A 15,116-nucleotide genomic window follows, 5' to 3' on the forward strand; every position below is an offset into this window, starting at 1 on the left:
GTCAACTCTTTCCGACCAACGGGAGGACCAGGCCGGTCCCCTCATCAAGACCGGTAGACACGTCACGAAGTGACCGCCCTCCGCGCAGGAGGCCCGTCCGGCAGGACGTTTCACCGTTGTCTCGTCCGCCTTTCGCACTAACGGGAAATCGAATTCCACAATTCTGCAACGAAGTGCATCCTCCTGAATTGTTTTATGAATTACAGCTAAACATTCCCGGTCATTGGGAATCTGCTCAACATCGGTGCACGTATGCGTGATGTACCACTAGAAATAAACTTTCCAGGAGCAACATGAAAAAGCCAGCGATGATCGTCTGTGGCCTCGCACTCGCGATGCTATCCTCTGCCTCGGCATTCGCCGATACGTTCTTCAACTTCAGCTTCACAGGAAACAGTAGCGTTACCGGACTTCCCGGTACACCCTTCTCCGGCTCTGGCCAGTTCGACGCCAAGGCCACAACCACCGCCGGCACATACAGGATCGTCGGCGTAACCGGCACGACCGACGGCGAAGCAATCTCCAGCATTCTTGCCCCGGGCAGCTTCGGCTTCAATGACAACCTTCTGTTCTTCTCCAGCGGAAACACCTCCGCTTCGCTCGACAACGCGGGCGTCTCCTACCAACTGGCGAACGGCGTTGACGCCAATCTCTTCCTGGGCATTCCTTCGCAGTATCAGCAAAGCCTCTTCGGATTTCCAGGCAGTCTTGTCAGCGAAGATCAAACCGCGAACGTGAGCATCACTCCGCTGGTCTCTGCAGTTCCGGAGCCAGCCACGTTCGCACTTTTGGGCACCGGTCTTCTGGGAATGATCGGTGGACTCCGCCGTAGAATCATCGCCTGACACTGATCGTCGAATCCCGATTGACTTTATGGAAAGCTGCTCTGTATGCGCAGCTTTTCTATTCCATTCAACGGTGGCTAAAACTGTGTCAAGTGTCGAATAGACGCAAGTTATTGCCCGGCAATCACTTCCGTCTGGCGTATTAGTTCCACTCCAACAGCTATACTTGTAACAAGATTAGAAAAACATCAGCCCCGGAGACACTCCGGGGCTGATTCATTGATAATAAGTATTTTAGCAATAACCCAATTGAAATGAATAGCTTGCGGACAATACCCACCTGCAGGTTATTGAAAATAAGCATCTTATGTCCAAAATACCCCGGAGGGGGGAGGGGGGTACCTTGGCGAAAAGAAGCCACAAAAAGAATCGGTCAAGGCCATGAGTCGGGAGGGTCTAAGCCTCCACCAGCACCCGGCCATACCGCTTCTCGACATATTCATCGAGAATCACCTGAAACTCCTCGACGATCCGATCACCCTTCAACGTGGTGAACAGCTTGCCATCAACATAAACCGGAGCCTTAGGCTCCTCAAACGTACCCGGCAGCGAGATCCCGATGTTGGCATGCTTCGATTCCCCGGGCCCGTTGACGATGCAGCCCATCACCGCCAGCTTCAACTCCTCGACCCCCGGATACCGCTTCTTCCACTCCGGCATCGACGCCACAAGGTAGCCCTGAATCCGCTCCGCCAGCTCCTGGAAGTAGGTCGAAGTCGTCCGACCGCAACCTGGGCAGCTGGTCACCTGCGGCATAAAGCTGCGAATCCCAAGCGACTGCAGAATCTGCTGTCCGCAACGCACCTCCTCCGACCGGTCCCCACCGGGAGTAGGAGTCAAACTAACCCGGATCGTATCCCCAATCCCAGAGAGCAGCAAAGGAGCCAGACCGGCAGCCGAAGCCACAACGCCCTTCATCCCCATGCCGGCCTCGGTCAGCCCAAGATGCAGCGCATAGTCGCAACGCTTCGCCAACTCGGTATAAACATCAATCAGATCCCGCACCCCCGAGACCTTCGCACTCAAAATAATCTGATCTCGCCGCAGCCCATACCGCTCGGCAGCTGTCGCGTTATCCAGAGCCGACACAACCATCGCCTCCATCATCACGTCGCGAGCGGGCAGGGGATTGGCTGACTTCGAATTTTCGTCCATCATCTTCGTCAGCAGCGCCTGGTCGAGCGAACCCCAGTTCACGCCGATTCGAACTGGCTTCTGATGCTCCACCGCAACCTCAACCATCGTCCGGAAGTTGTCATCATCCTTCCGACCGATCGACACATTACCCGGATTGATCCTGTACTTCGCCAGCGCTTTGGCCGTCTCGGGATACTTCTTCAGCAACAGGTGACCGTTGTAGTGAAAGTCGCCGATGATCGGAGTCGACCAGCCCTTCTTCGCCAGTTCCTCGACAATCGCCGGCACAGCCTTCGCCGACTCGTCGTTGTTGACCGTCACCCGCACCATCTCCGAGCCGGCGCGAGCCAGCGCCGCAATCTGCTGCACCGAACTCTCGACATCAGCCGTATCTGTATTGGTCATCGACTGCACCACGACCGGCGAATCCGACCCAACCCGAACCCCACCAATATTCACCGTTACCGCACGTCGACGCTGTATCTCAGGCATAAACTCTCCACCCCCAAGTTTACCACCGCACCACCAACAACCTACGCGATACACTACCGAGACGTGGCCCGGTAGCTCAGTTGCATAGAGCAGCGCACTCCTAACGCGAAGGTCGGCAGTTGGACTCTGCCCCGGGCCACCACGCCACAAATGTCCGAATCGCGCTTCGCGTCAGGACTCCTGCCCCAGGCGTTACTTCCAAACCAAATCCAAACATAACTCCGACAAAGCGTTGACATCTGCTTCTCACGGAAATTCATCTCGTTTGTCCGGAATATTTATCTGATCTATACTCGAAACTGTTTCCGGTGGTTGCTTCAGAGAAGCCAACCAAAAGGGAATCCGGTGAGAGTCCGGAACTGCCCCGCAGCGGTAATCAGGAACGAAAGCTCCAACAAGAGCACTGGTCTATTAGTGGACTGGGAAGCTGGAGCGATTAGGTAGCCTGTAAGTCCGAAGACCTGCCGCAAACAGTGTCCATAGCGGACACAATGACACACGCCTCCGAGGGGAAGGCCGGGTGGCCGCAGCCTATTCCGTCGCTGCGTTCCCGACCATCTTGCGGTGACAGGTCAAGAGAGAAAGTCGCATGATGAGAGTTGGAGAGAGTTTCTGCCCTGGCATCCTTCACGCGGTCCAGGCGAAAGACGGTCTACTCACGCGGGTAAGAGTGCCGGGTGGGATGATCACTCCCAGCCAACTCGTTGCTGTAGCCGAACTCTCAGCCTCGTTCGCTGACGGGCAAGTCGAAATTACTTCACGTTCCAACTTGCAACTGCGAGCCATTCAACAGCAAGATCTGAATTCCGTGATCCAAGGGTTGGACTTCGCCGGCTTTCTTCCTTCTCCGGAGCACGACCGCGTACGCAATATCGTGACAAGCCCATTCGCTGGTTTAGGCTTGGGCGAGATTATAGATACACGGCCATTCGTTCAGAAATTAGATCGCCGCCTCATCGCGGATCAGGTACTGGCGGCCCTACCACCCAAGTTTAGTTTTTCCATAGATGGAGGTGGAGACTGGTTTGCTCGCGATAGCGATGATCTAACTTTGCGAGTAGTGAGTTTAGATAAAACGCATTCGTTTCAATTCGTCATAGGAGACACCTTATCCGGCTTTTGCGTGAGGATAGATGAGGCTTTGGACTGTGTACTCGAGGCCGCAAAGATATGTCTCAAGATTTCAAAGGAATTCCAAATACCGGCAAGAGGAAAGAAAATTGCGTCAGTACCTCAGGCGCTGGATCGATTATTAGATGGGTTGTCGAGTTTCCTTGTGGCTTGTCCTTCTCCCGACAGTTCAACCCTCGTTGCCCATATGCCGGTAGGAGTCTATGCAACTCACCAATCTGATTTCGCAAGCTTAGTCCCCTTAGTCCCTCTTGGACGACTAACCGCGGAACAAGTGCAGCGTATAGCCGTAGTCGCGAAAGAGTGCGATGGAGATATTCGGTTGGCCCCATGGCGGGGTGTCGTGCTCGCAGCTGTTCCTAAACGTTCGATTAGTCAAATTACTGAGCGCCTTGAGGCCGCGAGTTTGTCGTTCGATGCTAAAGATGGGTATCGCGGAATCGCCGCGTGTGCGGGAAGCTCCGGCTGCGATGCTTCTTTGGCTGATGTGAGACGCGATGCGTCTTCGTTGGTACGTCGCGTGGCCGGCCGCAATGCAAAGCCTGGTTGGACGGTCAACATTTCAGGATGTGAAAAACAATGTGCGATGCGGAATGGTGCGACTGCAGAGTTGATAGCAAGTTCTTCGGGTTACGGTTTGCGGATCAATGGACAATTGATTGCGTCAAACTGTTCGCTCGATTCTGCCATAGATAAGGTGGTGGCTGCATGTCAGGCAGAGGAGCCCTTTGAGGTTCATTTGTGAAGATGATTTATAAGAAAGACGCTCAGGATATTTACCGCGAATCTTTTGAGATCATTAGGGCGGAATCAGATCTATCCTCGTTCTCGCCTGTCCTGGCGCGCGTAGTGGTGCGGATGATTCATGCCTGCGGGATGACAGATCTGCCGCAATATGTTTCTGCATCACCGACCGCTACTGAAGTCGGCAAGCAGGCGCTTCTAGCTGGGATGCCCATACTTTGTGATGCAAATATGGTGGCAAATGGGATCACCCGGTCCAGACTTCCGAAGAACAACGAAGTGATCTGCACGCTGAGTGATCCACGTACCGCGGAACTAGCGAGAAGGTTCGAGACGACCCGCAGTGCTGCGGCGCTGGAGCTTTGGCGCGATAGACTTGGCGATTCTATTGTTGTGATCGGGAACGCACCGACGGCTTTGTTTCACCTGCTCGAGATGCTCGAAACAGGCGCAGCGGCTCCGGCCCTCATCATCGGCATTCCTGTTGGTTTCGTCGGGGCCGCGGAGTCAAAAGTAGCTCTTGAGACTAACCACCTTAATCTTCCTTATTTGACCGTTCGAGGGCGCCGTGGTGGAAGTGCCATCGCCGCGGCTGCCGTCAACGCTCTCGCAAGTGAGGAAGAATGATCGAAGGCAATATGCCAGGAAGACTTTTCGGCGTTGGGCTAGGACCTGGCGATCCCGAGCTTATAACTCTTAAGGCTTTGCGTATCATCAAGCAGGCTCACGTTGTTGCTTATCCGACAGCCAAGCACGGCCAGAGTAACGCGCGCTGCATTGTGCGCTCAGAGTTGACACGCGAACAAATCGAGATGCCGATGATCTACCCACTCACGACAGAGTCGACAGATCACCCCGGCGGGTACGAGGCGATCATTGCTCAGTTTTATGATCAGATGGCGGAGCAAGTCGCAGCATATCTCCTGGAAGGTCTCGACGTTGCGGTTCTTTGCGAGGGCGACCCTTTTTTTTACGGGTCGTTTATGTACCTTCACGACAGGCTGGCTCACCGTTTTTTCACGTCGGTGGTTCCTGGAATTCCATCTGTGATGGCCGCGGCAGCAAGGCTCGGCACCCCGCTCGTCAGAAGGGACTCAGAGCTAACCATACTTCCTGCAACTCTGTCGGAAGATGCCTTGACGGCCCGGCTAAATCCTCGTGATGCATTTGCGGTTATAAAACTTGGTCGCAACTTCACGAAGGTGAAAAACGCATTGTCGCGAGCCGGAGTTTTGAACAAGGCTCTCTACATCGAGCGTGCGACTATGAGCCAGGAACGGATAGTTCCACTAAGCGAAGTGGATTCGTCAAGCGTTCCTTATTTCTCGCTCATACTTGTCCCCGATTCCAGGCAAAGTCAGCAAGGCGATATCGTCAGTAGTCCAGGACAAATAACAGTTGTCGGACTGGGACCAGGGTCTGCCGAGTGGATTACGCCGGAGGCCCAGCAAGCCTTGGCTGAGGCGACCGATCTGGTTGGATATCAGCGATATCTGGATCGAGTCCCACTTCGATCCGGTCAGCGTCGTTTTGGTTCTGATAACAAGGTAGAGGCAGAACGCGCACGGCATGCTCTCTCTCTCGCGGAGTCCGGAAGGCGCGTATGTGTCGTTTCATCTGGAGATCCTGGTATTTTTGCAATGGCCTCCGCCGTGTTGGAGTCGGTTGATCAGGGGCCAGAAGCATGGCGTTCTCTCGATATCCGGATTGTTCCTGGGGTATCGGCTATGCAGGCCGTAGCAGCTAGAATAGGTGCGCCTCTGGGGCACGATTTTTGTGTTCTCTCGCTATCGGATCGTCTAAAGCCATGGGAGGTCATCGTGAAGCGGTTGCACGCTGTTGCTTCTGCTGACTTCGCCCTCGCGATTTATAACCCCATCTCTTCTGAGCGGAAGTGGCAGCTCGTGGAGGCACAGGCGATTCTTGCAGGTTACCGAACCCCCGATACCCCGGTAGTACTAGCTCGCGCTGTCGGCAGATCAGACGAAAAGATTGTGCTCACAGATCTTGCGCGATTCGATCCCTCATTGGCCGATATGCAGACGCTCATTCTTGTTGGGTCTTCAACCACTCGCAGCCTTCTGCTGTCGGATCATCGGGAGATGATTTACACTCCGCGAACCTATGGAGTTTAACAATGCCGTTTCCTGAAATTGGAGCAGCGAGATCGGATGTTAAGGAACGCTGGTTGTCGATCATAGGCATCGGCGAAGATGGCTGGGAGGGACTTAGTTCGGCAGCGAAACAAGCTGTAGAGTCTGCTGAGTTTATTTACGGTGGCGTTCGCCATCTCGCCTATATCCCTAAGGTGCGTGCTGTCCAGATAGCGTGGCCCTCTCCCATGGCCATAGCGGTGCACGAGATTCTGACGCACCATCGAAGGCGGAGCAGAGTTTCAGTTTTAGCCAGCGGTGATCCGATGCTTTTTGGCGTTGGTGCAACGCTTACTCGCGAGTTGGCTCCCGCCGAATTTGTTGTTATACCGCAGGTCTCAGCATTCTCGCTCGCGTGTGCGCGTCTCGGTTGGGCAATTTCTGAGACAGTCCTGTTATCACTGGTCAATCGCCCAATTGAGCAAATACAGAGATATCTACATCCAGGCCAGCAGCTGATACTTTTCTCTGAAGACGGCACAACTCCTGCGACAGTCGCGAAATTTCTAACCGACAGCGGGTATGGATCGAGTCAATTCACCGTTTTTGAATATCTAGGTGGCTCTGCGGAGAGACGCCGGGACGACCGGGCAAATATCTGGTCGGTAAACCAATGTGGAGACTTGAATCTGATTGCGGTTGTATGCGTTGCTGATCCTGAAGCGAAACGTTTGTCGGTTGTTCCGGGACTTCCGGACGATTTCTATGTAACAGACGGGCAACTGACAAAACGTGAAGTTCGCGCCGCAACTCTATCGCGTTTAGCACCGTTGCCGGGCGAACAGTTATGGGATATTGGGGCGGGTACAGGAACGGTAGGTATCGAATGGATGCGTTCTCATCCTTCATGCTCGTGCATTGCCTTTGAAGAACGCGAAGATAGGGCCGCAAGAATTTTAGTCAACGCAAAGAGACTTGGCGTCCCAACCCTAAAGGTAATCAAGGGAAGTGTACCGTCGACTCTCGACGGGTTGCAGCCGCCAGATGCAATTTTCATCGGAGGGGGAATTAGCGGGGACGGCTTATTCCAAGCTTGCTGGAACAAACTTACCAAAGGTGGTCGAATCGTTGCGAACGCAGTTACCATTGAAAGCGAGATAGCTGTCGCAACCTGGCAGAGATTGTACGGTGGCGAACTTGTGCGAATCCTCGTTGCTCGTGCAGAGCCCGTCGGCGGCGTCCTTGGATGGCGGCATCTGATGCCAATAACCCAATGGTCGGTGGTGAAGTCATGAGTACCCCTTGTTCGATCGGCATTGGCTGCTCCTCTCGTGCGACAGCTTCGGATGTTATTCAGCTTATTCAAAAGTGTATGAGTGAAATCACTCCCGGCGGCTTCCTCGCAACGCTGGATCGGTGCTCAAATATCGGGGAAGCAGTCGCGACCGCCCTCAGACTGCAGTTGGTACTGTTTCCTGCCAGTGTTCTTGCGCAGGTTAGCGGAATCAAAATTCAGTCATTGTTGGCTGCATCGAAGCTTGGAACTCCCAGCGTCGCCGAAGCATCGGCTTTGGCTTCCCTCGGACCCGCGGCCCGTCTTATTTTACCGCGCCAGACGGGACGTTTCTGCACATGTGCTGTGGCGGTGCTGCCATGACTGTTCATTTCATTGGCGCAGGTCCTGGCGCTCCCGACTTGCTCACACTGCGGGGAAGAGATCTGATTAGCCGCTCCCCCGTGTGTCTGTATGCAGGCTCATTAGTACCGAAAGAAGTGATCGCACATGCTCCGTCGGGAGCTCGTATCGTTGATTCAGCCGAGATGAATCTTGATGAGATCATTGCAGAGATCTCGTCAGCTCATGAGAACGGACTCGACGTAGCTCGAATCCATTCTGGGGATCTTTCAATCTGGAGCACGATGGCAGAGCAGATCCGCCGGCTCACCGCTCTCGGAATTCCTTACGACGTAACCCCCGGTGTCCCATCATTCGCCGCCGCCGCAGCAGCACTTAGTCAAGAACTAACTCTTCCTGAGGTAGCCCAGACCTTGATTCTGACAAGAACTTCCACTCGGTCAACCGCAATGCCAGAAGGTGAAGATCTCGTAACGCTAGGTCAATCGGGCGCGACAATGGCGATTCATCTCTCCATCATGAATCTTGAGATGGTAGCTTCACAGCTGTTGCCACTTTATGGTGCAGACTGTCCTGTAGTCGTCGTGTTCCGTGCGAGTTGGCCGGACGAAATTATTTTGCGCGGGACGCTATCGACAATCCAAGAGATCGTGGCTCAGTCAGGGATAGACAGGAACGCTCTGATTTTGGTTGGACGAACCCTTAGCCGTTCCAATTTTGGTGAGAGCTATCTCTACTCTGTTTCTAGAGAGCGCGAGCCGGAGGCACAGGGTGATTTTAAACCAGTATTCCCGGACGCAGATTGATTGTATGGAATTCAAAACTAGGATGTTAACTTGGCCGACCTCGATCCAACATCGGGTGAGATAAGAAGCGCACGCGGTCCTCAAAACTCACAACGAATACTGATTCTTGGTGGGACCGGAGAGGGGACTGAGCTTGCTTTACGTCTTGCACATAGACCGGACCTATACATCATCTCTTCGTTGGCTGGTCGCGTAAGCGAGCCTAAGCGTCCCGAAGGCATCGTCAGGGTCGGAGGATTTGGTGGTGTTGACGGGCTAGTCTCTTTCCTCGTGAAAGAGCGCATCGGGATGGTCGTTGATGTCACCCATCCCTTTGCCGTCCGAATCAGTCATAACGCAGAGCTTGCGTGCGCCAGATTGGGATTGTCACTTATTGCTTTCATAAGGCCACCCTGGACTAAGACAAAAGCGGATATTTGGCATGAAGTCAAAGATTTTAAAGAAGCAGCCAGTCTTGTTGATTTTCAGAAAAGACGTGTACTCCTGTCGATTGGTAGACAAGAGCTAAATTCGTTCGCTGCTTGTCACAATGCCTGGTTTCTGATCCGCGCCATAGAAGAACCAAACGGACCGCTACCGCGTTTTCATCAAATTCTATTGCAACGCGGCCCATTCGATCTTAGCGAAGAGTTGCGGTTACTAGAGAATCACTCAATCAATTACGTTGTCTCCAAAAATAGTGGTGGGCCGGCAACATATACCAAAATTCAAGCCGCACAGCTACTCAAGATACCGGTAGTCATGGTGAAGCGGCCTGTCAAACACACGGCTTCAACAGTCGAAACACTCGAAGAAGTACTCATGGAAGTTGATCGCTTGATCCAGTTCAATCGAACAACACGATAACGCTTGTCAACCTGGGCGCAGGTGTTGATGGCTTTATCTATCATTTAAAAGGGATGTCAATATGAGGAAGCTATACATCATTGGAATCGGTCCGGGTAATCCAGAGCAAGTCACAATTCAAGCGATTAAGGCTATAAACCAGGTTGACGTGTTCTTTGTTACTAACAAAGGAGAAACAAAAAGCGATCTCACGCAGTTTAGAAAAGAGATATGTGAACGATACATCGACGAGCCATCCTACAGAACTATCGAGATCATCGATCCAGGGCGCGACCCGACCATAGATTCTTATACCTCTCGAGTTGAGGCATGGCACCAGCAGCGGGCACTAATCTACGAAGATCTGATTAAGAACGAGTTGCAGGAGGATGAGTGTGGCGCGTTTCTCATCTGGGGAGATCCGTCACTTTATGACAGCACTCTGCGAGTGATTGATCAGATTGTTAGTCGAGGTCAAATTCATTTCGATTACGAAGTCATCCCTGGAATTACCAGCATTCAAGCTCTCGCGGCACGCCACAAAATAACCTTGAATGGTATCGGGGAGTCGATTTGCATCACAACGGGTCGTCAGCTATCGACTGATCTAGTTTCCAGCACAGAGAATGTTGTCGTCATGCTCGATGGAACGTGCTCATTCAAAGATGTACTAAACAAAGAGGTGGAGATCTACTGGGGGGCTTACGTGGGTAGTGATAAAGAGATCCTCTTGTCTGGAACACTTGCCGAAATGCTTGAGAGTATCGAGGCGGCTCGAAGCGCGGCTCGGGAGAAAAATGGGTGGGTGATGGATACTTATCTGCTTCGGAATCTATCTGCACGCCGTCTTGACAAGTAGCTCTGTGACATGTGCGATCTACTGTAGGGGTCAAGTAGGCGTCGTCAAAAAACTAATGTTGCATTTCGACCATTTTCGAAGCGGTGGATGTCTATAATTTTTAAGAGAAATTAGGACGGTAGTATCAAAGTTTGCCAACTAGTTTCTGGATCTATCAATATTTCCTTCGCCTAGTTTGCGGTGGAAGAAGTCAAAGACAAGGCCGTAGAGGTTGTAGGCGAGTTCGGGGTCGTAGCGTATGCCCTCGTCGCGCATGAAGGCGTGGGCTCCGTTGACCTCGTGCCAGCTGAACTTCTTCTGGAGTTCGTTAAGCCGGGCGAGGACGGCCATGCGGCCTTCGAGAGGGATGTGCGGGTCCTGGCGTCCCCAGATCATCAGGAGCTCACCCCGGATGTTTTTTGCGCGTTTGAGAGAGTCGTCTCCGCCTTTGACGAGGGAGCCTTTGTGGATGTCGGTGGCGTAGAAGCAGGCGGTGGCGAGGACGTCGGGGTTCATGGCGGCGCGGAAGGCGAGGTGGCCGCCGATGCAGATGCCCATCGCACCTAGATGGCCGGTGCAGTCGGGGCGGGTGGCAAGGTGGTCGAGGACGGCTCGGGCGTCGGCGTCGTAGCTGCTGAGTTCTTTGGTGGTCTTGAGGACGTTGCCGCGGTCGGAGCCGGCCTGGTCGTAGGCGAAGACGGTGCCGGCAGGTTCAAACTCGTGGTAGATCTCGGGCATGGCGACGATGTAGCCGTGGCCGGCGAGCATGGCGGCGGTGCGGCGGATGGGGGCGGTGATCTGGAAGATCTCGGAGTAGAAGACGATGCCGGGGTAGCGGCCGGGGGCGGCGGGGCGGACGATGTGGGTCCGCATGGGGCCTTTGGGGGTGTCGAGTGTGACGTACTCGTCGTTGATGATGATCATGTTTCCTCGAATCTCAGATTGTGGATGGCTCACTTGCGGGAACGCGCGGTGTCTATCTTATTCTGGTTGAGAGTGGTTTGGGGTTTAGGCTGCAGGTACGAGGTGAGGGATGTATATTCCACGGGCGAATGAAGAGCGGCGGGTGCCGGTGCTGCACTCGCTGATGAGGGCGGAGCCGCTGGCGGCGTTGGTGACGTTGAGTTCGTCGGGGCTGGTGGCTTCTCATATTCCGATGGTGCTTGAGGAGGACGGTTCGCCGCTGGGGGTGCTGCGGGGCCACGTCTCGCGGGCGAATTCGCAGTGGCGCGATCTGGAGGCTTCGGTGGAAGCCCTGGCCATCTTCTCCGGCCCGCAGCACTACATCTCGCCGACCTGGTATCCGGGGAAGGTGGAGCATGGGAGAGAGGTTCCGACGTGGAATTATGTTGTGGTTCATGCGTACGGATCGCTGAAGGTGATGGACGATAAGGGCTGGATGAGAGCACACCTTGAGAGAGTGACGAATGAGAACGAAGCCGAGACAGCGATGCCGTGGAAGGTGAGCGATGCACCCGAGGAGTTTATCGACACAATGATGAAAGGGATTGTGGGGCTGGAGCTGCCGATCAGCCGCCTGGAGGGGAAGTGGAAGGTCAGTCAAAACCGTACGGTGCGGGATCGAGAGGGAGTGCTGGAGGGGCTAAGCAAAGAGGGTACGCCGGAGAGCCTGATGATGAAGAGGCTGGTTGAAGACGCTATGTAAATGTCGGCTGGGGGATTGGATGAAGTGGTGAGGATGCCAGGCGGTTTCGCGTGATTCTCGTGGATTGCGTGGGTGTCAGGAGAAACCAGATCTCAGGACGGAGATGCGGAGTGCTTGGCTTTGGCGATTTCGCCGACGAGGAAGCGGAGGGGGCGGTCGGCGGCTTTGCTGATGCCGATGCGTGGGGTGGTTTGGATTTCGGTGGGACGGTGGCCGTCGTCGGCGATTTGGATTGCGGAGGTGGGTGAGGTTACGTCGAGGCCGTTGGAGTTGTTGCGGGTGATGTCGAGAGCCTGACAGAGACGGCCGGGGCCTCCGGTGAGGAGCTTGGGTTTGGCGTTGTGGGGAAGACCGCGGAGAGCGGCCATGGTTTCGAGGCCGTCGATTGGATCGAGGGCTCGGATGAGGACTCCTCCGGCTTCGCCGGGAAGATGCGAGGCGACGTTGAGACAGTAGTACATGCCGTAGATGAAGTAGACGTAGGCGTGTCCGGATGGGCCGAAGAGGATTGCGTTGCTGGGAGTGAGTCCGCGGGCTGCGTGAGATGCCGGTCGATGAGGCCGAGGTAGGCTTCGACTTCGGTGATGCGGGCGGTGAGGCGTTTGCCTTGCAGGTCGCGGATGAGAAGCTTGCCGAGGAGCGCTCGGGCTACGATGTTGGGGGAGGGGGAGTAGAACCGCCTTGGGAGGAGTTTCGCGGTGTGGCCACTTTGTCGGAGTGTGCTCATATTCTTTTGTGAATTTTTGTACTTACAGCCTATCCCCTCATGGGTGTGCAAATGCGCGGTACGTTCATACATTTCCGAGTTGCAAGAGGAAGATTTGTACGCGTGCGTCCACCCATCCAAATAGGTCAGAAAAGTTTTGGATTTTCTTCGGATATTTCAAATCGAAATGTTCCCGCTTTCAGGTATTCCTCGACAGCTTCACCGGCGATCCACCTTCGCTCTAATTTTTCGGCGACTGCCCCGGTTGTAAGTGAGCCCCCAAAGGGATCGAACACCAGGTCGTTTGGCTCTGTAAGCATCTTGATAAAGAATTTGGGTAACGCGGAAGGAAACCGAGCAGGATGGATCTTTATGCCCTCCGCTTTGCAGCGAAGGGTATATTGGTCGTTGGCTGAATTGTTGCCCATTTTCATCATGCTCTCGGGACTTTCAAGGTCCCAACCGCTCTCCACAACATTCGAAGGTATAGCCCCACCGGGGTGAAGTTTGGTGAAAGACTCGCGAATCACATGACCAGATGGCCGAGTCGTTTCTCTTAGGTTTCGTTTGTTCAACCGGATCATATCCGCGCTGTAATCCCTGAGAACCTTGAGATTCGACGCTTTGGGATGGGGTGTCTTGGAGAACCACCAAACATATTCCACGGAGTCACGAACGCGAATGCGTCGCACAGTCACCCATTCAGCAGGGACGGGCATTTTGGCTGGATTATGCCAAAAGCATTCCTGCGCTAAGAAAAAACCAATCTCGTCGACCAGAGCGAGCAAGAGTCTAAAGTGGTAGAGGGATCTTGTAGGTGTCCCCTTGTTATAGCTTCCCCCAATATTAAGTACAAAACTGCCGTCTTGCGCCAACACTCGGAAAATCTCCCGCGCGAATGGCAGGAACCACTCAACGTATTGCTCTTTTGTCTCGTTGCCGTATTCTTTTTTAAAGTGAAGAGCATAAGGAGGAGAGGTTACCACTAGATTTACGCAACCACTTGGTAGTGTACGCAGTACTTCTAAAGAATCACCGAGGTATGCGGCCCCGTAACGTGACGAAAAATAAGGTTCTTTCGCAATAAGTTTGGCGGGATTCTCTATCGCCAAGTCCCCAATCGGTTGTTCAACCGAATTGCGATCTTCAACTGGCACGGATTGGAGCTTCACAGACACTGATGTAGTCATAGTACGCGACCCCTCAGTGTTGAACGTAATGGAATGGGTTTACTTTGTCAACCAATTTATTTAATCCGGATGATTGGGTCTCTCAAGCCGAAGCAGCCCGCATACGCGGAGTGTCTAGGCAAGCGATCGCTCGATTAGTAAAGAAAGGAAGGCTCCACGTATGGCCGGTCGGAGGACGCACACTTGTGCGCAGAGTTGAGATTGAGACCTTTGAACCCGAGCCAGCAGGCAGGAGACCGAATGACCGAGCAGATAGAAGAGATTGAAAAGCTCATAGCTGAATGCAGTACTGATGAGCAAAAAGTCTTGAAGCAACGCCTTAGTACTCTCGTTCCTCATCCCTTAGAAAAAGAATGGGGCATAGACGCGGAGACGATCCTCACTGCGATCAGACGATCTTCTGACCTCACCAAGCGTGGTGTCCGAGGGATTATCGCGGAGGCCGTTTTTGAAAACTCTGTTAGTCCGTCTGTAGAGCAATACGGATGGAGGCCAACCGTACTCGTAGGTGATCTGTCGTATGATGCTCAGCTGAAAAAGGGCGTTACGTCAGCTCGAATACAAATCAAACTCCAGCGGCTTGAGAAGGGCATGCCCAAACTCTACTACCCGAGGCACTACGATGAAGGCTCGCTCTACGTAGTTGAGGTGCAGAAAACGCGAAGCGGTGAAAAGACTACAAAACAGATCCTGCAAGGGAGCGACACGACTCTTGAAACCCCTGATTCGATTACATTGCAAACGCGGCCCTATCGGTTCGGCGATTTCGATATTCTCGCTGTGAACATGCATCCATCATCTGGAGATTGGAAGAACTTCCGCTACACCGTCGCATCCTGGCTTCTGCCTCGCCTTAAAGATGAGAACCTGATTGAAATCTTTCAACCAGTCGCCGCTGTTCCAAACGATGTTTGGACTGATGATCTTGCTACCTGTCTTGGCTGGTTCGAGTCCGGTGAGAAACATAGAGTATTGACTGATCTGCTCCACCTTTCAAGGTAGATTAC

General features: G+C 53.6%; 15 protein-coding genes, 1 tRNA gene, 1 pseudogene and 1 riboswitch. Of the genes and pseudogenes, 13 read left to right on the top strand and 4 right to left on the bottom strand.

Annotated elements, in window-relative coordinates:
- Positions 1-293 precede the first annotated feature (293 nt).
- Positions 294-845: a PEP-CTERM sorting domain-containing protein gene (locus RBB75_RS17345; RefSeq protein WP_179637918.1), complete on the top strand. Its 552-nt coding sequence runs from the start codon at positions 294-296 to the stop codon at positions 843-845.
- Between the two features lie 396 nt (positions 846-1,241).
- Here RBB75_RS17345 and ispG read toward each other — a convergent pair whose 3' ends face one another.
- Complete coding sequence (gene ispG, locus RBB75_RS17350; RefSeq protein WP_179637919.1) at positions 1,242-2,474, bottom strand: flavodoxin-dependent (E)-4-hydroxy-3-methylbut-2-enyl-diphosphate synthase; 1,233 nt, start codon at positions 2,472-2,474, stop codon at positions 1,242-1,244.
- Between the two features lie 65 nt (positions 2,475-2,539).
- Here ispG and RBB75_RS17355 point away from each other — a divergent pair.
- The 9 genes from RBB75_RS17355 to cobF all read left to right on the top strand — a co-directional run bounded on the left by RBB75_RS17355 (position 2,540) and on the right by cobF (position 10,568).
- Positions 2,540-2,616 (top strand) — tRNA-Arg (locus RBB75_RS17355).
- A 147-nt stretch (positions 2,617-2,763) separates the two neighbouring features.
- Positions 2,764-2,957: riboswitch (cobalamin riboswitch) on the top strand.
- Between the two features lie 109 nt (positions 2,958-3,066).
- Positions 3,067-4,350, top strand: coding sequence for a precorrin-3B synthase (gene cobG / locus RBB75_RS17360; RefSeq protein ID WP_353070406.1), 1,284 nt, complete (start codon positions 3,067-3,069; stop codon positions 4,348-4,350).
- A 2-nt stretch (positions 4,351-4,352) separates the two neighbouring features.
- On the top strand, positions 4,353-4,976 hold the full coding sequence (locus RBB75_RS17365) for a precorrin-8X methylmutase (RefSeq protein ID WP_353070408.1): 624 nt from the start codon (positions 4,353-4,355) through the stop codon (positions 4,974-4,976).
- Entirely contained in the window at positions 4,973-6,484 is a 1,512-nt protein-coding gene (locus RBB75_RS17370) for a precorrin-2 C(20)-methyltransferase (protein ID WP_353068784.1), read from the top strand. Before RBB75_RS17365 ends, RBB75_RS17370 begins: the two co-directional genes overlap by 4 nt.
- A gap of 2 nt (positions 6,485-6,486) precedes the next feature.
- Positions 6,487-7,737 (top strand): precorrin-6y C5,15-methyltransferase (decarboxylating) subunit CbiE, encoded by a 1,251-nt coding sequence (gene cbiE, locus RBB75_RS17375; RefSeq protein WP_353068785.1) that lies wholly within the window; start codon positions 6,487-6,489, stop codon positions 7,735-7,737.
- On the top strand, positions 7,734-8,099 hold the full coding sequence (locus RBB75_RS17380) for a cobalamin biosynthesis protein (protein ID WP_257031066.1): 366 nt from the start codon (positions 7,734-7,736) through the stop codon (positions 8,097-8,099). The genes cbiE and RBB75_RS17380 overlap by 4 nt, the downstream gene beginning before the upstream one ends.
- A complete protein-coding gene (cobM, locus tag RBB75_RS17385) occupies positions 8,096-8,884 on the top strand; it encodes a precorrin-4 C(11)-methyltransferase (RefSeq protein ID WP_353068786.1) in 789 nt (262 codons plus the stop codon). Before RBB75_RS17380 ends, cobM begins: the two co-directional genes overlap by 4 nt.
- A gap of 30 nt (positions 8,885-8,914) precedes the next feature.
- Positions 8,915-9,730 (top strand): cobalt-precorrin-6A reductase, encoded by an 816-nt coding sequence (locus RBB75_RS17390; protein ID WP_353068787.1) that lies wholly within the window; start codon positions 8,915-8,917, stop codon positions 9,728-9,730.
- Between the two features lie 61 nt (positions 9,731-9,791).
- On the top strand, positions 9,792-10,568 hold the full coding sequence (gene cobF / locus RBB75_RS17395) for a precorrin-6A synthase (deacetylating) (RefSeq protein WP_353068788.1): 777 nt from the start codon (positions 9,792-9,794) through the stop codon (positions 10,566-10,568).
- Positions 10,569-10,706: 138 nt separating this feature from the next.
- On the opposite strand, the gene RBB75_RS17400 is transcribed toward cobF, so the two are convergent.
- Positions 10,707-11,471, bottom strand: a complete 765-nt coding sequence (locus RBB75_RS17400) for a dienelactone hydrolase family protein (RefSeq protein WP_353068789.1) — start codon at positions 11,469-11,471, stop codon at positions 10,707-10,709.
- 109 nt (positions 11,472-11,580) lie between these two features.
- Here RBB75_RS17400 and RBB75_RS17405 point away from each other — a divergent pair, with 109 nt between their 5' ends.
- Positions 11,581-12,213 carry an FMN-binding negative transcriptional regulator gene (locus RBB75_RS17405; protein WP_353068790.1) on the top strand — a complete coding sequence of 211 codons (633 nt, stop codon included), beginning with the start codon at positions 11,581-11,583 and terminating at the stop codon, positions 12,211-12,213.
- Positions 12,214-12,305: 92 nt separating this feature from the next.
- On the opposite strand, the pseudogene RBB75_RS17410 reads toward RBB75_RS17405, so the two are convergent.
- Both RBB75_RS17410 and RBB75_RS17415 read right to left on the bottom strand, forming a co-directional pair.
- A pseudogene (locus RBB75_RS17410) lies at positions 12,306-13,012 on the bottom strand (DNA-3-methyladenine glycosylase).
- A 53-nt stretch (positions 13,013-13,065) separates the two neighbouring features.
- Positions 13,066-14,076: a DNA-methyltransferase gene (locus RBB75_RS17415; RefSeq protein WP_353068791.1), complete on the bottom strand. Its 1,011-nt coding sequence runs from the start codon at positions 14,074-14,076 to the stop codon at positions 13,066-13,068.
- A 77-nt stretch (positions 14,077-14,153) separates the two neighbouring features.
- Here RBB75_RS17415 and RBB75_RS17420 point away from each other — a divergent pair, with 77 nt between their 5' ends.
- Together RBB75_RS17420 and RBB75_RS17425 are read left to right on the top strand one after the other, a co-directional pair.
- Positions 14,154-14,375 carry a helix-turn-helix domain-containing protein gene (locus RBB75_RS17420; protein ID WP_353068792.1) on the top strand — a complete coding sequence of 74 codons (222 nt, stop codon included), beginning with the start codon at positions 14,154-14,156 and terminating at the stop codon, positions 14,373-14,375.
- Complete coding sequence (locus RBB75_RS17425; RefSeq protein WP_353068793.1) at positions 14,350-15,111, top strand: hypothetical protein; 762 nt, start codon at positions 14,350-14,352, stop codon at positions 15,109-15,111. Before RBB75_RS17420 ends, RBB75_RS17425 begins: the two co-directional genes overlap by 26 nt.
- Positions 15,112-15,116: the final 5 nt, after the last annotated feature.

The sequence above is a fragment of the Tunturibacter empetritectus genome (assembly GCF_040358985.1).
In the GTDB taxonomy this organism is placed as follows: domain Bacteria; phylum Acidobacteriota; class Terriglobia; order Terriglobales; family Acidobacteriaceae; genus Edaphobacter; species Edaphobacter empetritectus.

Excerpts from the sequence above, each read along its gene's own strand:
- RBB75_RS17345 (WP_179637918.1), top strand. The coding sequence starts at position 294 with ATGAAAAAGCCAGCGATGATCGTCTGTGGCCTCGCACTCGCGATGCTA.
- ispG (WP_179637919.1), bottom strand. The coding sequence starts at position 2,474 with ATGCCTGAGATACAGCGTCGACGTGCGGTAACGGTGAATATTGGTGGG.
- cobG (WP_353070406.1), top strand. The coding sequence starts at position 3,067 with ATGAGAGTTGGAGAGAGTTTCTGCCCTGGCATCCTTCACGCGGTCCAG.
- RBB75_RS17365 (WP_353070408.1), top strand. The coding sequence starts at position 4,353 with ATGATTTATAAGAAAGACGCTCAGGATATTTACCGCGAATCTTTTGAG.
- RBB75_RS17370 (WP_353068784.1), top strand. The coding sequence starts at position 4,973 with ATGATCGAAGGCAATATGCCAGGAAGACTTTTCGGCGTTGGGCTAGGA.
- cbiE (WP_353068785.1), top strand. The coding sequence starts at position 6,487 with ATGCCGTTTCCTGAAATTGGAGCAGCGAGATCGGATGTTAAGGAACGC.
- RBB75_RS17380 (WP_257031066.1), top strand. The coding sequence starts at position 7,734 with ATGAGTACCCCTTGTTCGATCGGCATTGGCTGCTCCTCTCGTGCGACA.
- cobM (WP_353068786.1), top strand. The coding sequence starts at position 8,096 with ATGACTGTTCATTTCATTGGCGCAGGTCCTGGCGCTCCCGACTTGCTC.
- cobF (WP_353068788.1), top strand. The coding sequence starts at position 9,792 with ATGAGGAAGCTATACATCATTGGAATCGGTCCGGGTAATCCAGAGCAA.
- RBB75_RS17400 (WP_353068789.1), bottom strand. The coding sequence starts at position 11,471 with ATGATCATCATCAACGACGAGTACGTCACACTCGACACCCCCAAAGGC.
- RBB75_RS17405 (WP_353068790.1), top strand. The coding sequence starts at position 11,581 with ATGTATATTCCACGGGCGAATGAAGAGCGGCGGGTGCCGGTGCTGCAC.
- RBB75_RS17425 (WP_353068793.1), top strand. The coding sequence starts at position 14,350 with ATGACCGAGCAGATAGAAGAGATTGAAAAGCTCATAGCTGAATGCAGT.